The organism is Streptomyces sp. NBC_01017, assembly GCF_045162795.1.
Classification (GTDB): domain Bacteria; phylum Actinomycetota; class Actinomycetes; order Streptomycetales; family Streptomycetaceae; genus Streptomyces; species Streptomyces machairae.
In genome coordinates this window covers 7846675-7864936 of the sequence record NZ_CP108683.1, presented here as the reverse complement: position 1 = coordinate 7864936, position 18262 = coordinate 7846675, and the positions used below count along the sequence as shown (strand labels likewise).

19 protein-coding genes are annotated in these 18262 nt (G+C 72.0%); 7 read left to right on the top strand and 12 right to left on the bottom strand.

Going from position 1 to position 18262, the window contains the following annotated elements:
• Window positions 1-332 precede the first annotated feature (332 nt).
• The gene (locus tag OG331_RS36100; protein ID WP_406204277.1) at window positions 333-1064 is read right to left on the bottom strand and encodes a VIT1/CCC1 transporter family protein; all 732 of its coding nucleotides are present in this window, start codon (window positions 1062-1064) and stop codon (window positions 333-335) included.
• A 283-nt stretch (window positions 1065-1347) separates the two neighbouring features.
• Between OG331_RS36100 and OG331_RS36095 the strand changes: the two genes are divergently transcribed.
• From OG331_RS36095 to OG331_RS36065, 7 genes are read left to right on the top strand one after another with little or no spacing between them, the layout of a single operon-like run.
• Window positions 1348-2454: an ADP-ribosylglycohydrolase family protein gene (locus OG331_RS36095; RefSeq protein ID WP_406204274.1), complete on the top strand. Its 1107-nt coding sequence runs from the start codon at window positions 1348-1350 to the stop codon at window positions 2452-2454.
• On the top strand, window positions 2451-3761 hold the full coding sequence (locus tag OG331_RS36090; protein ID WP_406204271.1) for an ADP-ribosylglycohydrolase family protein: 1311 nt from the start codon (window positions 2451-2453) through the stop codon (window positions 3759-3761). Before OG331_RS36095 ends, OG331_RS36090 begins: the two co-directional genes overlap by 4 nt.
• Window positions 3762-3769: 8 nt before the next feature.
• Window positions 3770-4945 carry an ADP-ribosylglycohydrolase family protein gene (locus OG331_RS36085; protein ID WP_406204268.1) on the top strand — a complete coding sequence of 392 codons (1176 nt, stop codon included), beginning with the start codon at window positions 3770-3772 and terminating at the stop codon, window positions 4943-4945.
• On the top strand, window positions 4933-6330 hold the full coding sequence (locus OG331_RS36080; protein ID WP_406204265.1) for an ADP-ribosylglycohydrolase family protein: 1398 nt from the start codon (window positions 4933-4935) through the stop codon (window positions 6328-6330). Before OG331_RS36085 ends, OG331_RS36080 begins: the two co-directional genes overlap by 13 nt.
• On the top strand, window positions 6327-7220 hold the full coding sequence (gene rbsK, locus OG331_RS36075; RefSeq protein WP_406204263.1) for a ribokinase: 894 nt from the start codon (window positions 6327-6329) through the stop codon (window positions 7218-7220). Before OG331_RS36080 ends, rbsK begins: the two co-directional genes overlap by 4 nt.
• On the top strand, window positions 7217-8443 hold the full coding sequence (locus tag OG331_RS36070; protein ID WP_406204260.1) for a CaiB/BaiF CoA transferase family protein: 1227 nt from the start codon (window positions 7217-7219) through the stop codon (window positions 8441-8443). The genes rbsK and OG331_RS36070 overlap by 4 nt, the downstream gene beginning before the upstream one ends.
• Entirely contained in the window at window positions 8440-9273 is an 834-nt protein-coding gene (locus OG331_RS36065) for an HpcH/HpaI aldolase/citrate lyase family protein (protein WP_406204257.1), read from the top strand. Before OG331_RS36070 ends, OG331_RS36065 begins: the two co-directional genes overlap by 4 nt.
• Window positions 9274-9343: 70 nt before the next feature.
• Here the strand turns inward: OG331_RS36065 and lgt are convergent, their stop codons facing one another.
• The 11 genes from lgt to hisI all read right to left on the bottom strand — a co-directional run bounded on the left by lgt (window position 9344) and on the right by hisI (window position 18261).
• Window positions 9344-10336 carry a prolipoprotein diacylglyceryl transferase gene (lgt, locus tag OG331_RS36060; protein WP_406204254.1) on the bottom strand — a complete coding sequence of 331 codons (993 nt, stop codon included), beginning with the start codon at window positions 10334-10336 and terminating at the stop codon, window positions 9344-9346.
• 100 nt (window positions 10337-10436) lie between these two features.
• On the bottom strand, window positions 10437-11213 hold the full coding sequence (locus OG331_RS36055) for a DsbA family protein (RefSeq protein WP_406204251.1): 777 nt from the start codon (window positions 11211-11213) through the stop codon (window positions 10437-10439).
• Window positions 11214-11343: 130 nt separating this feature from the next.
• A complete protein-coding gene (gene trpA, locus OG331_RS36050; RefSeq protein WP_406204248.1) occupies window positions 11344-12162 on the bottom strand; it encodes a tryptophan synthase subunit alpha in 819 nt (272 codons plus the stop codon).
• A complete protein-coding gene (gene trpB / locus OG331_RS36045) occupies window positions 12159-13445 on the bottom strand; it encodes a tryptophan synthase subunit beta (RefSeq protein ID WP_406204245.1) in 1287 nt (428 codons plus the stop codon). Before trpB ends, trpA begins: the two co-directional genes overlap by 4 nt.
• Before the next feature lie 60 nt (window positions 13446-13505).
• On the bottom strand, window positions 13506-13748 hold the full coding sequence (trpM, locus tag OG331_RS36040; protein ID WP_406204242.1) for a tryptophan biosynthesis modulator TrpM: 243 nt from the start codon (window positions 13746-13748) through the stop codon (window positions 13506-13508).
• A 21-nt stretch (window positions 13749-13769) separates the two neighbouring features.
• Entirely contained in the window at window positions 13770-14579 is an 810-nt protein-coding gene (gene trpC, locus OG331_RS36035) for an indole-3-glycerol phosphate synthase TrpC (protein WP_406204239.1), read from the bottom strand.
• Between the two features lie 135 nt (window positions 14580-14714).
• On the bottom strand, window positions 14715-15161 hold the full coding sequence (locus OG331_RS36030) for a DUF2752 domain-containing protein (protein WP_406204236.1): 447 nt from the start codon (window positions 15159-15161) through the stop codon (window positions 14715-14717).
• Between the two features lie 79 nt (window positions 15162-15240).
• A complete protein-coding gene (locus tag OG331_RS36025) occupies window positions 15241-15489 on the bottom strand; it encodes an HGxxPAAW family protein (RefSeq protein ID WP_406204233.1) in 249 nt (82 codons plus the stop codon).
• Between the two features lie 116 nt (window positions 15490-15605).
• The gene (locus OG331_RS36020) at window positions 15606-16250 is read right to left on the bottom strand and encodes a TIGR02234 family membrane protein (RefSeq protein ID WP_406204231.1); all 645 of its coding nucleotides are present in this window, start codon (window positions 16248-16250) and stop codon (window positions 15606-15608) included.
• Window positions 16251-16333: 83 nt separating this feature from the next.
• The gene (locus OG331_RS36015) at window positions 16334-17821 is read right to left on the bottom strand and encodes an anthranilate synthase component I (protein WP_406204228.1); all 1488 of its coding nucleotides are present in this window, start codon (window positions 17819-17821) and stop codon (window positions 16334-16336) included.
• Between the two features lie 11 nt (window positions 17822-17832).
• On the bottom strand, window positions 17833-18261 hold the full coding sequence (hisI, locus tag OG331_RS36010; protein WP_406204225.1) for a phosphoribosyl-AMP cyclohydrolase: 429 nt from the start codon (window positions 18259-18261) through the stop codon (window positions 17833-17835).
• Window position 18262: the final 1 nt, after the last annotated feature.

Genomic DNA, 18262 nt, shown 5'->3' with positions numbered 1-18262 from the left:
AGGGACGACGTTGGCCCTCTGCGTGAGTGCAAAATTTCGTGCAGGTTACATGATGGAGCGGTTCTCGGGAAGCGGGATAATCCGTTCCAACATGCGGACGCCACGGGCATACAGCGGGGGTTCCGCGCACATGGCTTGAAGTATGTGGGGACCGAACGGGACAGGTCCATGTCCGTCGATCCAGGGGGCGGAAGCGGGCGTCGTCGCCCACCCCGCGAGTGCGTCACAGGCCTCATTGCCCGCAGTGCTTACGGCTCATGCCCGGTGGTTAAGCATTCGAAACCAGCGAGTAACGGCTACTTATGCGGCCCAACGCATAAGTCCGAGCCGAGCTATCCTACGGCCGTTCCGAACAGGCTGCCCAGGGCGTACGTCACACCGGCCGCGGCACCACCGAGCGCGAGCTGCCGCAACCCGCTGAACCACCAGCTCCGCGCGGTCACCTTGGCCACGACCGCACCACACAGGAACAGCCCTGCCAGCGCCGGCAGCACGGCCGGCCACAGCGCGGTCGCACCGAGCAGATACGGCAGTACGGGCAGCAGGGCGCCCAGCCCGAACGACGCGAACGACGACACGGCCGCGACCAGCGGCGACGGCAGATCACCGGGGTCGATGCCGAGTTCCTCCCGGGCATGTATCTCCAGAGCCACTTCGGGATCGCGGGAGAGCTGCTCGGCGACGGCCTTCGCGAGCTGCGGCTCGACACCCCGAGCCTCATAGAGCGCCGCGAGCTCGGCCTCTTCGTCCTTCGGGTGCTTTCTCAGCTCCCGACGCTCGACGTCCAGCTCGGCCTCGACCAGCTCACGCTGGGAGGCGACGGAGGTGTACTCACCGGCGGCCATGGAGAAGGCGCCGGCGGAGAGACCGGCGAGCCCGCTCAGCACGATGGTCTGTTGGCTGACCGCCCCGCCCGCGACACCGGTCATCAGGGCGAGATTGGAGGCCAGACCGTCCATCGCGCCGAAGACGGCGGGGCGCAGCCAGCCGCCGTTCACATCCCGGTGCGTGTGGTTGTCACGGTGCGCCTCATGCAGGGCGGCTTCGGTCTCGATGATGGCCACGAGGGTCCCCCAGAAAGCTCAGGCAGGGCTTAGGCAAGGCTGCCTTTAGACAAGTTCCATTCTTTGACAACGACAAATCTACGCTTCAAGATTCCCCGCCGCCAGCAAGGAAAGGCTGCGCTAACCTGCGGTTTTCCCTTAGAACGCTCATTCGTAGCCAGCAATGCACAGATGTCGACCGGGTGACACTGAGGCTTCCGAGGCTCGGGTCAACCGCCGACGGTGGGACATATCCGCAAAGGGCTCCGCGCCCTGGGCGGAGCCCCCGGAGGAGAGGCCACGCATGCCATCGACCGCCTGCATCCCCTCGGTCCCGGCGCCCGGGGACGCCGCCGAACTCCGCGGACGGGCACGCGGCGCACTGCTGGGCCTGGCCGTCGGCGACGCGCTGGGCGCCCCCGCGGAGAACATGAAGCCCTCCGAGATCCGCGCCCGCTGGGGCCGTATCACCGGTTTCGTCGCCGACAACCCCTCCGGTACGGACGACACGGAGTACGCGATCTTCTCGGGCCTCCTGCTCGCCCGCCACGGCTCGGCCCTGACCCCGGCCCATGTGGAATCGGCCTGGCACCAGTGGATCGCGGACCGGGCGGAGGGCCCCTTCCGGGGCGCGGGCTTCAGCGAGCGCGGCACGCTGGAGAACCTCCGCCGGGGTCTTGCCGCCCCCATCTCGGCCCAGCACCGGCACGCCTGGAGCGACGGTCTCGCCATGCGGGCGGCTCCCTTCGGCGTCTTCGCGGCGGGCCGCCCGGCGGAGGCGGCCCGCCTGGTGGCGATCGACGGCTCGGTGAGCCACGAGGGCGAGGGCATCTACGGCGGCCAGGCGGTGGCGGCGGGTGTGGCGGCGGCGATGGCGGGAGCGCCGACGATCGCCGTGGTGGCCTCCGCGCTGGCGGTGGTCCCGGACGACTCCTGGACGGCCCGCTCGCTCCGCCGTGCCGTGGCGGTGGCCCATCGGGGCGAACGCGCGGTCCGGTCCGCGGTCGTCATCGGCGGCTACCCCTGGACCGACCTGGCCCCCGAGGCGGTCGCACTGGCCTTCGGGGCGTACGCGGCAGCGGACGGCGACTTCGTCCAGGCGGTCCTCACGGCCGTGAACATGGGCCGGGACGCGGACACGACGGCGGCGGTGGCAGGCGCACTGGCGGGCGCGACCCAGGGTGAGTCCGCGATCCCGACGGAGTGGGCGGCGGCGATCGGTCCGGCGCGGGGCAGCTGCCTGCCGTCGATGTCCGGGCAACACGTCCTGGATGTGGCGGAGCTGCTGGTGCCGGGGGAGGGCGGGAAGTGGGGGGCGAGGGGGTCCGGTGACGTACCGGTGGGAGGCGAGGCCTTCGCGCGCCGCTCCCTCGCCCTGGTCACGGACGACGAGGCGGAGGCCCGACCGTGACGCCGCCCCGGCCCTTGGACGAGGGATCCCCGGCTTCCGCTCCCCCGAATGACGCCGCCACGGCCCTCACGTCGCCGATCGATCTCGCAGTCGCCGACGGCGAGCACGCCCCACCGGGGCCACCCGCACCCGACGACGAAAGTCGCACGGGCGGTGCCGGTGGGAGACAACCGGCCGAAGGCGAAGCCGAGGCCGGACAACGCATCGCCGGCCTCCTGCTCGGCCTCGCCGCAGGCGACGCCGCCGGCTGGCCGGCAGCCCGCCACAGAGCCGCCCGCATGCCCGAGTGGACACGAAGACTCACCCGCGAACTCGACACCTTCGCCGAACACAACGCCACCACGACCCTCCCCCTCCCCCTGGCCCTGAACCAACCCCCGGAGCCCCTGCGCCTCGGCCCCTCCGACGACGCGGAATGGGCAGCCTTCGCGGCCGAGGCACTCCTACGCGCCGGCGACGACACGGCCCTCGGCGACCTCAGCCGAGAACGCCGCACCCGAGCCGCGATCGACCTGACCTGGAACGCCGTGGCCAGCGAGGTCGCCGCCGCAGCCGACCGCGCCCCCGAGGTCGAGTCGGCGATCCTCCCCCTGCGCGCCCGCATCTCCGTCCGCGCCGGCCTCGGCAACCTCGCCACCGGCCTGCGCCCACCCGCCACCGGCCACGACAACCCGCACTATTTCGACGACGCCGCCTGCGTCAGGGCCTGCGTCCTCGCCGTGGCCCACCCCGGCGACCCCCGCCGCGCCGCCGACCTCGCCGAATTCGACGCCCGCTACACCCAGGACGGCGACGGCGTACACGGCGCGAGGGCGATGGCAGCGGCCCTCGCGCTGGCGCTGACCGGCGCGCGGACCGAGGCCTGCGTCACCGCCGCGCTCGCCGAACTCCCCGAGGAGACGGAGATCGGCCGCAACGCCCGCCACGCGCTGAAGCTGGCGCAGGCCGCCGACAGCGCCTTCGCCCTGATCCCCCTCCTCGAACACCAAATCGTCGACCACGTCTACAGCTACGGCGTCGCCGCGGCCGAAACCGTCCCGGTGGCCCTGGCCCTCACGGTCGCGGCGGACGGCCGTATCGCCGAGGCCGTCCCTGCCGCCGCGTGCCTCTCCCGGGTCGCGGACTCGGCACCGGCCCTGGCCGGCGCGCTCACGGGTGCGCTGGGCGGCGGCACGGCGATCCCGGCGAGCTGGCGCGACGCGTGCCGCACCCTCTCCGGCTGCGTACTCCCCCGGCTCACCGGCACTGACCTGGTGGAACTCGCCGAACTCCTGGAAGCCACGCAACCGGCCCGACCAGGAGGATGATTCGGGGCATGACGCCCAAAGCACAAGAAAGCAGTGGTCCGCGTCTTGACGAGCGGATCACCGGCGCCCTGGTCGGCGCGGCGGTCGGCGACGCCCTCGGCGGCCCGGTGGAGGGCTACTCCCCCGACCAGATCCTCGAACGCCACGGCGGCCGTATCCACGGCATCGTCGGACCCTGGAACGGCGACGCCTGGCGCACGGCCCGCCCCATCGCGCCGTATCACAAGGGCGACGGGCACGTCACCGACGACACGTTGATGACGCATGCGCTGATCCGCGTCTACGGGACGGTCCGCGACCACCTCGACGCGTACGCGATCGCCGACCACCTGGTCCCGGACCTGATGACGAACCCGCGCTGGATCCCGGAACTGGAGGCGCAGGCCCTGCCCCTCCACCGCATCTTCCTGGCGGAGAAGTGGCTGGTGACGCGCCTCCACTACGGCCACGTGGACCCGCGTGAGGCGGGCGTCGGCAACATCGTCAACTGCGGGGCGACGATGTACATGGCCCCGGTCGGCCTGGTCAACGCGGCCGACCCGAGGGCCGCGTACGCCGAGGCACTGGACATCGCGGGCGCCCATCAGTCCTCGTACGGCCGTGAGGCGGCGGGCGTCTTCGCGGCGGCGGTGGCGGCGGCGTGCACGCCGGGCGCCACACCGGACTCGGTCGTCTCGGCCTGTCTCTCCCTGGCCAAGGACGGCACGAGGACGGCGATCGAGAAGGTCTGCGAAGCGGCCGGCGCCCACAGTGACTTCGAGTCGGCCCTGGCGCCGCTCCGGGAGGCGGTCACCCCGTACGACACGGTCGGCCCCGACTACCGACAGCCCTCGCTCGGCGCCCGCCGCCCGTCCCGCCTGCACGCCATCGAGGAACTCCCCGTCGCCCTGGGCATGTTGCTGGTCGCGAAGGGCGACTTCCGCCAAGCGGTCCTGGGCGCCGTGAACTACGGCCGTGACTGCGACTCCATCGCGACGATGGCGGGCGCCCTGTGCGGCGCCCTGGGCTCATCGGTCCCGGAGGACTGGTCGAAGAGGGTCGCGGAGGCCAGCCGCCTCGACCTCTGGGAACCGGCTCGCACGCTGACCGAGGTGACGAGAGAGATCCACGCCCGCGACGTCCGCCGACACCGTGCCCAGGAGGCGGCCTTCACCGCACTGGAGGGCCGAGCATGCTCCGACTGACCTGGGTCCAGCCCGAGGACCTGCTCGGCCACGAACTGCGCCAGGCGGCCCTGGACGGCAGGGAGCCGTCGAGGATCGCGGCGAGGTGGAGGGCGGCGGGCGGCAGCCAGGCCCCGCTGCGGGCCGGCTCGTCCCCGGAGCCGGCGTCGAGATATCTGCGGACACTGGCAAAAGACCTGCTGGACGAACTGGCGGACCTGCCCAGCAGGTTGAAGGACGACGAGCCGACGGATCTGGAGAAGATCAAGTCCCGGTGCCCGGACTGGCCGAGCGGTCCCCGTACCTCCACGGCACCGCCCACTCCCACCCGCTACGAGGCAGCCTGGCTGGGCCGAGCCGTCGGCTGCCTCCTGGGCAAGCCCGTGGAGAAGCTCCCCCTCGAAGCCATCCGCCAACTGGCCGCATCCACCGGCAACTGGCCCCTGAGCAGCTACTTCACCGCTCGCGGCGTTCCCGAGGACCTCCTCACCGCCCACCCCTGGAACCGCCGCTCGGCGACCACCTCCCTCGCCGAGAACATCGACGGCATGCCCGAGGACGACGACCTCAACTACCCCCTCCTCAACCTCCTCCTGCTGCAACGGCACGGAAAGGCCTTCACCACCGCCGACGTGGCCCGCCTCTGGCTCGACGAACTCCCACCGGGCCGCACCTTCACGGCCGAGCGCATCGCCCACCGCAACCTCCTCCTCGGCATCGAACCCCCGCACACGGCCCGCCACCGCAACCCCTTCCGCGAATGGATCGGCGCCCTCATCCGCGCGGACGTCCACGGCTGGACCAACCCCGGCGACCCGGCCGCCGCGGCCGAACAGGCCCACCGCGACGCCACCCTCACCCACACCGCCAACGGCGTCTACGCGGCGATGTTCACGGCGGCGGTCATCGCACAGGCAGCGACGGCGACCGGCCCCCAGGACATCCACGCCTGCCTGCGCACCGGCCTCACGGTGATCCCCCCGAACTCCCGCCTGGCCGAGGCGATCCGCCACGCCGTCCGGCTCGCCCGGACCCACGAGGACTTCGACACGGTCGTCGACGAACTCCACGCCGCCCACGCGGACACCCACCACTGGGTCCACGCCATCCCCAACACCGCCCTGCTCACCGCCGCCCTCACCCACGCGGACGGCGACTTCAACGGCTCCGTCTGCCGTGCCGTGTCGGGAGGCTGGGACACGGACTCCAACGGCGCGACCGCGGGCAGCATCGCCGCCCTCCTCGCCGGTACCCCCACCGTCCTCCCCGACCGCTGGACGGCTCCTCTCAAGAACCGCCTCGCCACCTCCGTCGCCGACTTCAACGGCACCGGCTTCGACACGCTCGCCCGGCTGACGCACGAGCTCACCCACCGGCTCACCCCCTTGGAGGCCGCTCACCCATGACCGACATCGTCGTGCTCGGCAGCACGAACATGGACCTCGTCACGTACGTCGAGAAGGCCCCGCAGCGCGGCGAGACCGTGACGGGCCGGGAGTTCCGTACGATCCCCGGCGGCAAGGGCGCCAACCAGGCGATCGCGGCGGCCCGCGCGGGCGGCAACGTCCTGATGATCGGCGCCGTCGGCAACGACGCCTACGGCACCCATCTGCGCTCCACCCTCGAACACTCCGGCGTGGACACCGACGACCTCCGCACGGCCGACGGCCCCTCCGGCACCGCACACATCGTCGTGGACGACGAGGGCGGCAACGCGATCGTCGTGATCCCCGGCGCGAACGGCACACTGGACCACCTCGGCCCGGGCGACGAGGGCGTCATCGCCTCCGCCGACACGCTGCTGCTCCAGTTGGAGATCCCGCTGGCCGCGGTCCTCGCCGGCGCCCAGGCGGCCCGCCGCCACGGCGTCCGCACGATCCTCACCCCTGCCCCCGCACAGCCTCTGCCGGACGAACTCTTCGCCGCCGTCGACCTGTTGGTCCCCAACGAGCACGAGGCCGCCACCCTCACCGGCCGCACCGACCCCCGCGACGCGGCCGTCGGGCTGCTCGATCTGGTCCCCGCGGTCGTCGTCACCCTGGGCGCGCTCGGCAGCCTGTACGTCAGCCGAGGCGCAGATCCCGTGGCCGTCCCCGCCCCGAAGGTCGACGCCGTCGACTCCACCGGCGCCGGCGACACCTTCGTCGGCGCCCTCGCGGTGGCGCTCGGCGAAGAGCGGCCCATGCCCGAGGCCCTGGCCTGGGCGGCCGCGGCAGCCGCCTTGTCGGTCCAGCGCGCGGGCGCCACGGCGGCGATGCCGTACCGCCCCGAGATCGAGGAACGGTACGTGTCATGACCGAGGCATCGCAGGCAACCCGGGCGACGGAAACCGCCAAGGCTCCGCTGACCGGCCTCCGTGTCCTCGACCTGGCCACCCTCTTCGCCGGCCCCCTCGCGGCCACGATGCTCGGCGACTTCGGCGCGGAGGTCGTCAAGGTCGAGCACCCCGAGAAGCCGGACCCCTCCCGTGGCCACGGTCCGTCGAAGGACGGCGTCGGCCTGTGGTGGAAGGTCCTCGGCCGCAACAAGCGCACGATCACCCTGAACCTCTCCAAGCCCGGCGGCCGCGCCACCCTCCTGCGCCTGGTCGCCACCGCGGACGTCGTCATCGAGAACTTCCGCCCCGGCACCCTGGAGAAGTGGGACCTCGGCTGGCAGGAGCTCTCCGCCGCCAACCCCCGGCTGGTCCTCGCCCGTATCACCGGCTTCGGACAGTTCGGCCCCTACGCTCATCGCCCCGGCTTCGGCACCCTCGCCGAGGCGATGAGCGGCTTCGCCGCGCTCACCGGCGAACCGGACGCGCCCCCGACACTCCCGCCCTTCGGCCTGGCCGACTCGATCGCGGGCCTCGCCACCGCGTACGCCGTGATGACTGCCCTGGCCGCGCGCGAGCGCACCGGCGAGGGCCAGGTCGTCGACATGGCCCTCATCGAGCCGATGCTGCTGGCGCTCGGCCCGCAGGCGACCTGGTACGACCAGCTCGGCTACGTCCAGGAACGCACCGGCAACCGCTCCGCCAACAACGCCCCGCGCAACACCTACCGCACCGCGGACGGCACCTGGGTCGCCGTCTCCACCTCGGCCCAGTCGATCGCCGAACGCGTGATGCACCTGGTGGGGCGCCCCGAGCTGATCGACGAGCCGTGGTTCGCGACGGGCGCCGACCGGGCCCGCCACGCCGACGTCCTCGACAAGGCGGTCGGCGACTGGATCGCCCGCCACACCCGCGCCGACGTCCTCGCGGCCTTCGAGAAGGCTGAAGCGGCGGTCGCCCCGATCCAGGACGTACGGGACGTGATGACGGACCCCCAGTACGCGGCCCTCGACACGATCACCACCGTCGACGACCCCGAACTGGGTCCGCTCCGCATGCAGAACGTCCTCTTCCGCCTCTCCGCCACCCCCGGCACGATCCGCTGGACGGGCCGCCCGCACGGCGCGGACACGGACGAGATCCTCACCGATCTGGGCCTTACGGCCTCCGAGCTGGCGGCCCTGCGCGAGGAGGGCGCACTGTGACGCCCTACCCCCTGACCTGGCTGTACGCCCCGGGCGATCGGCCCCATGTGGTGGCCAAGGCGCTGACGTCCGGCGCCGACATCGTCATCGTCGACCTGGAGGACGCGGTCGCCCCGGACCGCAAGGACTACGCCCGGTCGGCCACCGCCGACCTGCTCGCCGAACCGGAGCACCCCGTCCCCGTCCATGTCCGCGTGAACGCCCTGGACACCCCGGCGGCGGCCAAGGACCTTCAGGCTCTGGCCACGCGCCCCGGCCTGTCCGGCATCCGCCTGCCCAAGGTGCGGTCCGCCGACCAGATCGTCCACCTCGCGGAGACCACGCCGCCCAGCGCGGGGGGCGCCCCGCCGCTGCACGCCCTGCTGGAGTCGGCCCTGGGCATCGAGCGCGCGTACGCGATCGCCTCCGCCCATCCGTCCCTGCGCGGGATCGCCCTCGGCGAGTCGGATCTGCGGGCCGACCTGGGCATCCGGGGCGACGCGGGCCTCGACTGGTCCCGCTCCCGGGTCATCGTCGCGGCCAGGGCCGCGGGCCTGGCCCCACCGCCCCAGTCGGTCCACCCCGACATCCGCGACCTGGACGGCCTGGCGGCAACCTGCGCGCACGGCCGTGCCCTCGGCTTCCTCGGCCGTACGGCCATCCACCCGCGCCAGCTCCCGGTGATCGAACGGGCCTACCTCCCCACGGAACAAGAGCTGGAGCAGGCGGAGACGATCATCAAGGCGGCGGCGACGAACCGCGGCGCCCAGGCCCTCCCGGACGGAAGCTTCATCGACGCGGCGGTGGTCGCGACGGCCCAGCGAACCCTGTCCCTGGCGCGCCGCACCTGAATACGCGACGAGGGCGCCCGGCACACCTTTCGGTATGCGGCGGGCGCCCTCGTCGACGTACGACCGACCGTCAGCTCTTCTTGGCCGACTCGGCCGCGTCGCTGGATTCCTTCTTGTTCTCCGCATCCGATGCGTCCGACGTGTCGGAGTCGTCGGACGCCTCCGAGGCCTCCGAGCGGTCCGAAGAGTCCGTCGCGGCCTTCTCGCCGTCGGCCTCGTCACCGCCCTCGACCTCACCGTTGGCGGCGGCACCCGGCTCCACGGCCTCTTCCCGGCCGGGCCGCTTCTTCGCGGACACCACGAGGTACGTCACCGCCAGCGCGAACACGATCAGCGCGGTCCAGACGTTCAGCCGCAGGCCCAGGATGTGGTGGGCGTCGTCGACCCGCATGTACTCGATCCAGGCGCGCCCCGCGCAGTACGCGGCGACGTACAGCGCGAACGCCCGGCCGTGGCCCAGCTTGAAGCGGCGGTCGGCCCAGATCACCAGCAGGGCGACGCCGATGCACCACAGCGACTCGTACAGGAACGTCGGGTGGTAGGTGCCCGGCACCCGCCCGTCCGTCGAGGACGTGATCTCCAGCGCCCACGGGAGGTCGGTCGGCCGCCCGTAGAGCTCCTGGTTGAACCAGTTGCCCCAGCGGCCGATCGCCTGGGCGAGGGCGATGCCGGGGGCGACGGCGTCGGCGTACGCGGGCAGCGGGATGCCACGGCGGCGGCAGCCGATCCACGCGCCCAGCGCACCGAAGGCGATGGCGCCCCAGATGCCGAGGCCGCCCTCCCAGATCTTGAAGGCGTCCACCCAGTCGCGGCCCTCGCTGAAGTACAGCTGGTAGTCCGTGATCACGTGGTAGAGGCGCCCGCCGACCAGGCCGAACGGCACGGCCCAGACCGCGATGTCGGCCACCGTGCCGGATCGCCCGCCCCGGGCGATCCAGCGTTTGTTGCCGAGCCAGACGGCTACGAAGACACCGATGATGATGCAGAAGGCGTAGCCGCGCAGCGGAATGGGACCGAGGTGGATCACCCCGCGCGACGGGCTGGGAATGTAGGCAAGTTCCATGGCAAGGTCGACGCTACCCTGCCGGGCGGCAGCGATGTCAGGCAGCCCGGCTACGGGTCCATAACAGGCAGTGCCCACAAGCGGCCCCGCCCATCGGGGGTCACCCCTTGGCGGCCTCCTCCACCATCTGCTTCAGCTTGGCGGGGGTCATCGTCTGGTCCTGGTAGATGTTCTTGCCGTTCAGCAGCACCGTCGGTGTGCCGCTGAAGCCGCCCTTCTTGAAGGCCTCGTTGGACTTGTCGACCCAGCTGTTGTGGGTGCCGTCCTCGACGCACTTGCGGAAGGCGGGCGTGTCCAGGCCCTTCACCTTGCCCGCGAGCTCCAGGAGCTTGCTGTTCTTGGCGAAGGCGTCGTCGACCTCCGGCGGCTGGTTCTGGTACAGCACGTCGTGGTACTGCGTGAACTTCCCGGCGTCCTGGGCGCAGGCCGCGGCGTTGGCGGCGTTGCGCGAGCCGGTGCCGCCCATGTTGCCGTCGATGATCGTCGCCAGGTGGTAGTCCACCTTGAGCTGGCCGGCGTCCGTCAGCTCATGGATCGTCGATCTGTACGCGTCCTCGAAGGACTTGCAGGCCGGGCAGCGGAAGTCCTCCCAGATCGTGAGCGTCGACTTGGCGCTCTCCTCGCCGACCGGGATCGCGAGGCCGTCCTTGCCCTGTGCCCCCGAGGGCCCCACGACCGGGCCCGCCGACTCGCTGCTGTCGTCCTTGCCGGCGTTCGCCGCGACGACTCCGATCACCGCCGCGAGTCCGAGGACGCAGACGACGCTCGCGCCCACGATCAGCGCGCGGCGCCGCTTGTCGACGGCCTTCTGCTTCTCACGCTCGACCGCCAGCCGCTCCCGGGCGGTCCGCTTTCCGTCACGATTCTTTTCGCTCACACCCGCAGAACGAACCGGGGAGGCGCTGCGCGCCTCCCCGGCCTCAGGTCCACCCGTTCGAGCGACTCGTACGGAAGGCCCTTCGTCTGAAGATGTATTTCGCTGCCGAGAACCCTGCCCGCAGCAGTGCCTACGCCTGCCCGCGCACGCCCTTCGCCAGCTCACCGGCGAGCGCCCGCACGGCCTCGACGCCGGCCGCGTCGTCCGGCGCGTCCAGCATCCGCTTGACGAAGGCCGAGCCGACGATCACGCCGTCGGCGAAGCCGGCGACCTCGGCGGCCTGCCTGGCGTCGGAGACGCCGAGCCCGACGCAGACGGGCAGGTCGGTGCCGGTGGCCCGGGTGCGCTCGACCAGGTCCTGGGCCTGCGCGCCCACGGACTCGCGGGTACCGGTGACGCCCATCAGCGAGGCGGCGTAGACGAAGCCGCTGCCCGCCGCGGTGATCTGCGCGAGCCGCTCGTCCTTGCTGCTGGGCGCCACGACGAAGACCGTCGCGAGCCCGTGCTTCTCGGCGTGCTCCCTCCAGAGGGCGGCCTCCTGGACGGGTAGGTCGGGCAGGATGCAGCCCGCGCCGCCCGCTTCGGCCAGCTCGGCGGTGAAGCGCTCGACGCCGTACCGGTCGATGGGGTTCCAGTACGTCATGACGAGGATCGGCTTCCCGGTGGCCTCGTGCGCCGCGCGGACCGTACGCATGACATCCGCGATCTTGACCCCGCCCTTGAGGGCGATGTCGTCGGCGGTCTGGATGACGGGGCCGTCGAGGACGGGGTCGCTGTGCGGCAGACCGACCTCGACGACGTCCGCGCCGCCGTCGAGTGCGGCCTTGATCGCCTCGATGCCGCCGTCCACGGTGGGGAACCCGGCCGGCAGGTAGGCGATGAGCGCGGAGCGGCCCTCGGCCCTGGCGGCGTGCAGGGTGTCCGTCAACAGCTGGATGTTTCCGCTCACTTGGCGTCCCCCTGGATCTCGGCGGCGCCACCGTTGGCATCGGCGGCGACCTCGGCGTCGGTGTCGTAGAGGCCGAAGTAGCGCGCGGCCGTGTCCATGTCCTTGTCGCCGCGCCCGGACAGGTTGACGACGATCAGCCCGTCCTTGCCCAGCTCCCGGCCGACCTCCAGGGCCCCGGCGAGCGCATGGGCGCTCTCGATGGCCGGGATGATGCCCTCGGTCTGCGACAGCAGGCGCAGCGCCTGCATGGCGGCGTCGTCGGTGACCGCGCGGTACTCGCCGCGGCCGCTGTCCTTGAGGTACGAGTGCTCGGGGCCGATGCCCGGGTAGTCCAGACCGGCCGAGATCGAGTACGGCTCGGTGATCTGGCCCTCGTCGTCCTGCAGGACGTAGGAGCGGGAGCCGTGCAGGATGCCGGGCTCGCCCGCGGTGAGGGTGGCCGCGTGCTCGCCGGTCTCCACACCGTGGCCCGCCGGTTCGCAGCCGATCAGGCGTACGTCCGCGTCGGGGATGAAGGCGTGGAACAGGCCGATGGCGTTGGAGCCACCGCCGACGCAGGCGACGGCGGCGTCGGGGAGACGGCCGGCGCGCTCCAGGATCTGGCGGCGGGCCTCGACGCCGATGACGCGGTGGAAGTCGCGGACCATGGCGGGGAAGGGGTGCGGGCCGGCGACCGTGCCGAAGAGGTAGTGCGTGTGGTCGACGTTGGCGACCCAGTCGCGGAACGCCTCGTTGATGGCGTCCTTGAGGGTGCGGCTGCCGGACTTCACAGCGATGACCTCGGCGCCGAGCATGCGCATCCGGGCCACGTTGAGGGCCTGGCGCCGGGTGTCGATCTCGCCCATGTAGATGGTGCAGTCGAGGCCGAACAGTGCGCAGGCCGTCGCCGTCGCGACGCCGTGCTGGCCGGCGCCGGTCTCGGCGATCACGCGGGTCTTGCCCATGCGCTTGGTGAGCAGTGCCTGGCCGAGCACATTGTTGATCTTGTGGGAGCCGGTGTGGTTGAGGTCCTCCCGCTTCAGGAAGATCCGTGCGCCACCGGCGTGTTCGGCGAACCGCGGCACCTCGGTGAGGGAGCTCGGGCGGCCGGTGTAGTTCACCAGCAGGTCGTCGAGTTCCCGGGCGAACTCGGGGTCGTGCTTGGCCTTGTCGTACTCGACGGCCACCTCGTCCACGGCGGCGACGAGGGCCTCCGGGATGAACTTGCCGCCGAAGTCACCGAAGTAGCCTTCGGGGGTGGGGACTTGACCCTCCGGGTCGGGGATGAAGAAGTCGCTGGGCATGCGTGTACCTCACGGTGAGTTTGTGGAGTGATCACTAATCGCCGTGGGGGCGGGGCTTCGTCAGTCGGCTGCCGGCCGGCTGTGGCTTGTCGCGCTCACGCGGCGGTAGTCGCAAATCAAGCAGAGCCCCGCGCCCCTGGAGGCGTGCTGCCATCGACGGCCGTTGACCTGCCCGGGTTCATCACCGATGACGTACCTGACCCTGCGTCCGTGCACGCGGCGTGCCGGAGCGCGGCAGCCCCGGGGCCGGCAGCCGCGCGCCAGGCGGGCGTGCCGGTCCACTGTGGTCACGGTGAGAGTCATCGGAGCCAGCCTAGCGAATGATCAGCTGCGCCCGTGCCGCAGTGCGGGGTGCTCGCCCGCCGCGACCAGGTCGGAGACCGCGGACTTCGGGTCCTTCCCCGTCACCAGGGACTCGCCCACCAGGACCGCGTCGGCGCCGGCGTTGGCGTAGGCGATGAGGTCGTGCGGGCCGCGGACGCCGGACTCGGCGATCCTGACGAGGTTGGCCGGGATCTCGGGTGCGATGCGCTCGAACGTCCCGCGGTCGACCTCCAGGGTCTTCAGGTTCCGCGCGTTGACGCCGATGATCTTCGCGCCCGCGTCCACGGCACGCTCGACCTCGTCCTCGTCGTGCACCTCGACCAGCGGGGTCAGGCCGATGGACTCCGCGCGCTCGATCAGCGACTCCAGCGCCGACTGGTCTAGGGCGGCGACGATCAGCAGCGCGAGGTCGGCGCCGTAGGCCCGGGCCTCCCACAGCTGGTACGACGTGACGATGAAGTCCTTGCGCAGGACCGGGATGTCCACGCGCGCGCGGACCGCCTCCAGGTCGGCCAGCGAGCCGCCGAAGCGGCGCTGTTCCGTCAGCACGGAGATGACGGCCGCGCCGCCCGCCTCGTAGTCCGCGGCGAGCCCGGCCGGGTCGGCGATCGCGGCCAGCGCGCCCTTGGAGGGGCTGGAGCGCTTGACCTCGCAGATGACCTTGACGCCGTCGCCCTTGAGCGCGGCGACCCCGTCCTTGGCCGCGGGCGCCTTCGCCGCGCGCTCCTTGAGCTCGTCGAGGCTGACGCGCGCCTGCCGCTCCGCGAGGTCGGCACGGACTCCGTCGATGATCTCGTCGAGCACACTCACGCGAGCGGCCCCCTTCCAGACGGTTGACTGAGAAAGCGGTACGAAACCTATGGTCACTGCGATGGTATCCGCAGGAGGGCTTAGGCCCCGCATCCGGTTGACGCCGGTCCCACTACCTGGACGTTCCTCAATTGATCAAGGATGTAGCCAGCCACCGAACGGCAGGTTCCGGACAACCGTGAAGACCAGCAGCAACGCGCCCGCGGCCCACAGCTGCACCGGCCCGAGATCGATCCTGAAGGGCCGCCCGCGCACCGCACGGACCACCCAGACGGTCCACACCACGGCGAAGATTCCGTAGCCGACGACGGCCAGGGCGTTGTCCTGGAGCGCCGCCGCGAAGTCCCCGTGGGCGACGGCATGCGCACTGCGCAGTCCGCCGCAGCCGGGGCAGTAGATGCCGGTGAGCCGCAGGAGCGGACAGGCGGGGTAGTGGCCGGGCTCGTTCGGGTCGACGGCGCCGACGTAGGCGAAGGCGCCGGCCACGGCCGCGAGGATCCCGGCGGGTACGGCCAGCCGTCCGAGCACACTCCCGGTGCCGGGCGGCGTCACCCTCTGGCTGCTGGCGTTCACACCATGCATTGTGCCCGCACACGCGTGAGGGGCGCCCACCGCGCCCTGTTTCGGCGCCGGGTCGCCCCTCAGCGAAGTCACACGTGTGTCAGCTCTCGACGCCCGCCGGCTCGCGCTGCTGGTCGATGAGCGCCTGGTGCGTGTTCTTGGGCTGGCCGAGTCCCATGCCGCGCATGATCCAGCCGACGACGCCGCCGAGGACCACGACACCCAGGCCGGCCCAGAAGCCCGCGGGCTGAGCCAACACCATGAAGGCGCCCGAGACGCAGAAACCGATGAAGGCGATCGTGACACCGGTCCAGGCGGCCGGGGTGTGACCGTGGCTGCTGCCCGCCATTGCTTGCTCCTCGTTGCTGTGTACGTGTCGTACGTGGTTGAGCCGGTCGCTCGCAGTCATTGTCCCGCACGCGTGCGCGTGCGGTGATCGGGGGTCACGGCGCGCCCGGACGGGTCTCAGGCTCCGGTCGGGTCCTCGCCCCGGTCGAGGGCCTTCCACAGCTCCTCGGGCCGGTCGGGGTCGGCGGCCGGGGCCTTCCTGCCGCGCGGCCGGGGTGCGCCGGAGCGCTCGTAGCGGCCGGACATGCCGGGCCACAGCCGGCCGTAGCGCAGGGCAAGCAGTCCGGCGAGCAGGATCAGGGCGCCGCCGACGGCCGCGACATACGGCCAGGAGGTGTGGGTGAGCGCCTGGACGGTGGCCGAGGTGTCGCCGGAGGCCTGCGCGGCCTTCTCGTCCAGCGCGGAGCTGTCGGAGGCGCCGAGCAGGGCCGCGGCGACGGTGCCGGCGCCGGAGAGCGCGAGCAGTCCGGCGACCATGAAGCGGCCGGCCCGGCGGACGGCGAAGACGGCGACGAGCGCGGCGAGCCCCACTATGGCCAGGGCCGCTGGGACGCCCGTGACGTCGCTGCCCTTGGCGGTCAGGGGGAACGCGCCGCCGGGCACCATCGCGGTGCCCTCCGACCAGCGCTGCCGGGTGGAGAGCAGCGCCACGGCCACGCCGAGCGCACCGCACAGCAGGGCGACGGCGAGGCTCATACGGCCGGCCCGGGCGGAAGCCGGGGCTTCGGAACGGGGAGGAGGAACAGCAGTCACGTACCCCACTATCACCCGAACCCCGAACGATCAGACACCCGGGGTTCAGGTGATGGCCGCCACCCGGGTGCACGGACGGCGGCCGCGAGGGGTCAGTTGAGCCGGTTCGCGGTGTGCACGGCCCGCAGTACGGCGGCCGCCTTGTTGCGGCACTCGGTGTCCTCGGCGACGGGGTCGGAGTCGGCGACGATGCCTGCGCCCGCCTGGACGTACGCCGTGCCCTGGCGCAGCAGGGCCGTACGGATCGCGATGGCGGTGTCGGAGTCGCCCGCGAAGTCGAGGTAGCCGACGCAGCCGCCGTACAGCCCCCTTCTGGACGGCTCGAGTTCGTCGATGATCTGCATCGCGCGGGGCTTGGGGGCGCCGGAGAGGGTGCCGGCCGGGAAACAGGCCGTCAGGACGTCGAAGGCCGTGCGGCCCGGCGCGACGCGGCCCGTCACCGTCGAGACGATGTGCATCACGTGGGAGTAGCGCTCGATGGACATGAAGTCGACGACCTCGACCGAACCCGGCTCGCAGACCCGCCCCAGGTCGTTGCGGCCCAGGTCGACGAGCATGAGGTGCTCGGCGCGCTCCTTGGGGTCGGCGAGCAGCTCGTCGGCGAGGGCCTGGTCCTCCTGCGGGGTCGCCCCGCGCCACCGGGTGCCGGCGATGGGGTGGACCATGGCCTGTCCGTCCTCGACCTTCACGAGGGCCTCGGGGGACGAGCCGACGACGTCGAAGCCGTCGAACCGGAAGAGGTACATGTACGGCGAAGGGTTGGTCGCCCTGAGGACCCGGTAGACGTCCAACGCGCTTGCCGTGCACGGCGTTTCGAAGCGCTGGGAGGGGACCACCTGGAAGGCTTCGCCGGCCCGGATGCGCTCCTTGATGTCCTCGACGGCTTCCTGGAAGTCCTCGCCGCCCCACAGGGCGGTGTACTCGGGGAGCTCCGAGGGCGGCAGCACCGCCGGGGGCTGGGCGACCGCGCGCGAGAGGTCGGCCTGCATGGCGTCGAGGCGGGCGATCGCGTCGGCGTAGGCCTCGTCGACGCCCGTGTCGAGGTCGTTGTGGTTGATCGCGTTGGCGATCAGCAGGACGGAGCCCTCCCAGTGGTCCATGACGGCGAGGTCACTGGTGAGCAGCATGGTCAGCTCGGGCAGCCCCAGGTCGTCGCGCTCGCCGGGGCCGATCTTCTCCAGGCGGCGCACGATGTCGTAGCCGAGGTAGCCGACCATGCCGCCGGTGAAGGGCGGCAGGTTCAGGTCGTGGGCGAGGTCGCGCGGGGTGTGCAGGGCCTCGATGGTGGCGCGCAGGGCGGCGAGCGGGTCGCCCTCGACGGGGACGCCGACGGGCGGGGCGCCGAGCCAGTGGGTCTGTCCGTCGCGCGCGGTGAGCGTGGCCGCGGAGCGGACGCCGACGAACGAGTAGCGGGACCAGGACCGGCCGTTCTCCGCGGACTCCAGCAGGAAGGTGCCGGGGCGCTCGGCGGCGAGCTTGCGGTAGAGCGCGACCGGGGTGTCGCCGTCGGCGAGGAGCTTGCGGGTGACCGGAATGACGCGGCGGTCGGTGGCCAGCTTGCGGAACGTCTCGAGGTCCATGGCGGCTGACCCTACTGATCCGTGGCCGGTGCGCCGGAATCGGCGCCGGGAGCGTCGGCGGCGCCGTCCTTGAGCAGCACGTCCTCGTCGAAGCAGGTACGCGCGCCCGTGTGGCAGGCCGCGCCCACCTGGTCGACCTTGACGAGCACGGTGTCGGCGTCACAGTCCAGGGCCACGGACTTCACCCACTGGAAGTGGCCGGAGGTGTCGCCCTTGACCCAGTACTCCTGGCGGCTGCGCGACCAGTAGGTGCAGCGGCCTGTGGTGAGCGTGCGATGCAGCGCCTCGTCGTCCATCCAGCCGAGCATGAGCACCTCTCCGGTGTCGTACTGCTGGGCGATGGCGGGCAGGAGTCCGTCCGCGCTGCGCTTGAGGCGGGCGGCGATCTCGGGGTCCAGCGGACTGGGCTGACGGGGCGTGCTGGTGGTCATGCATGCCATT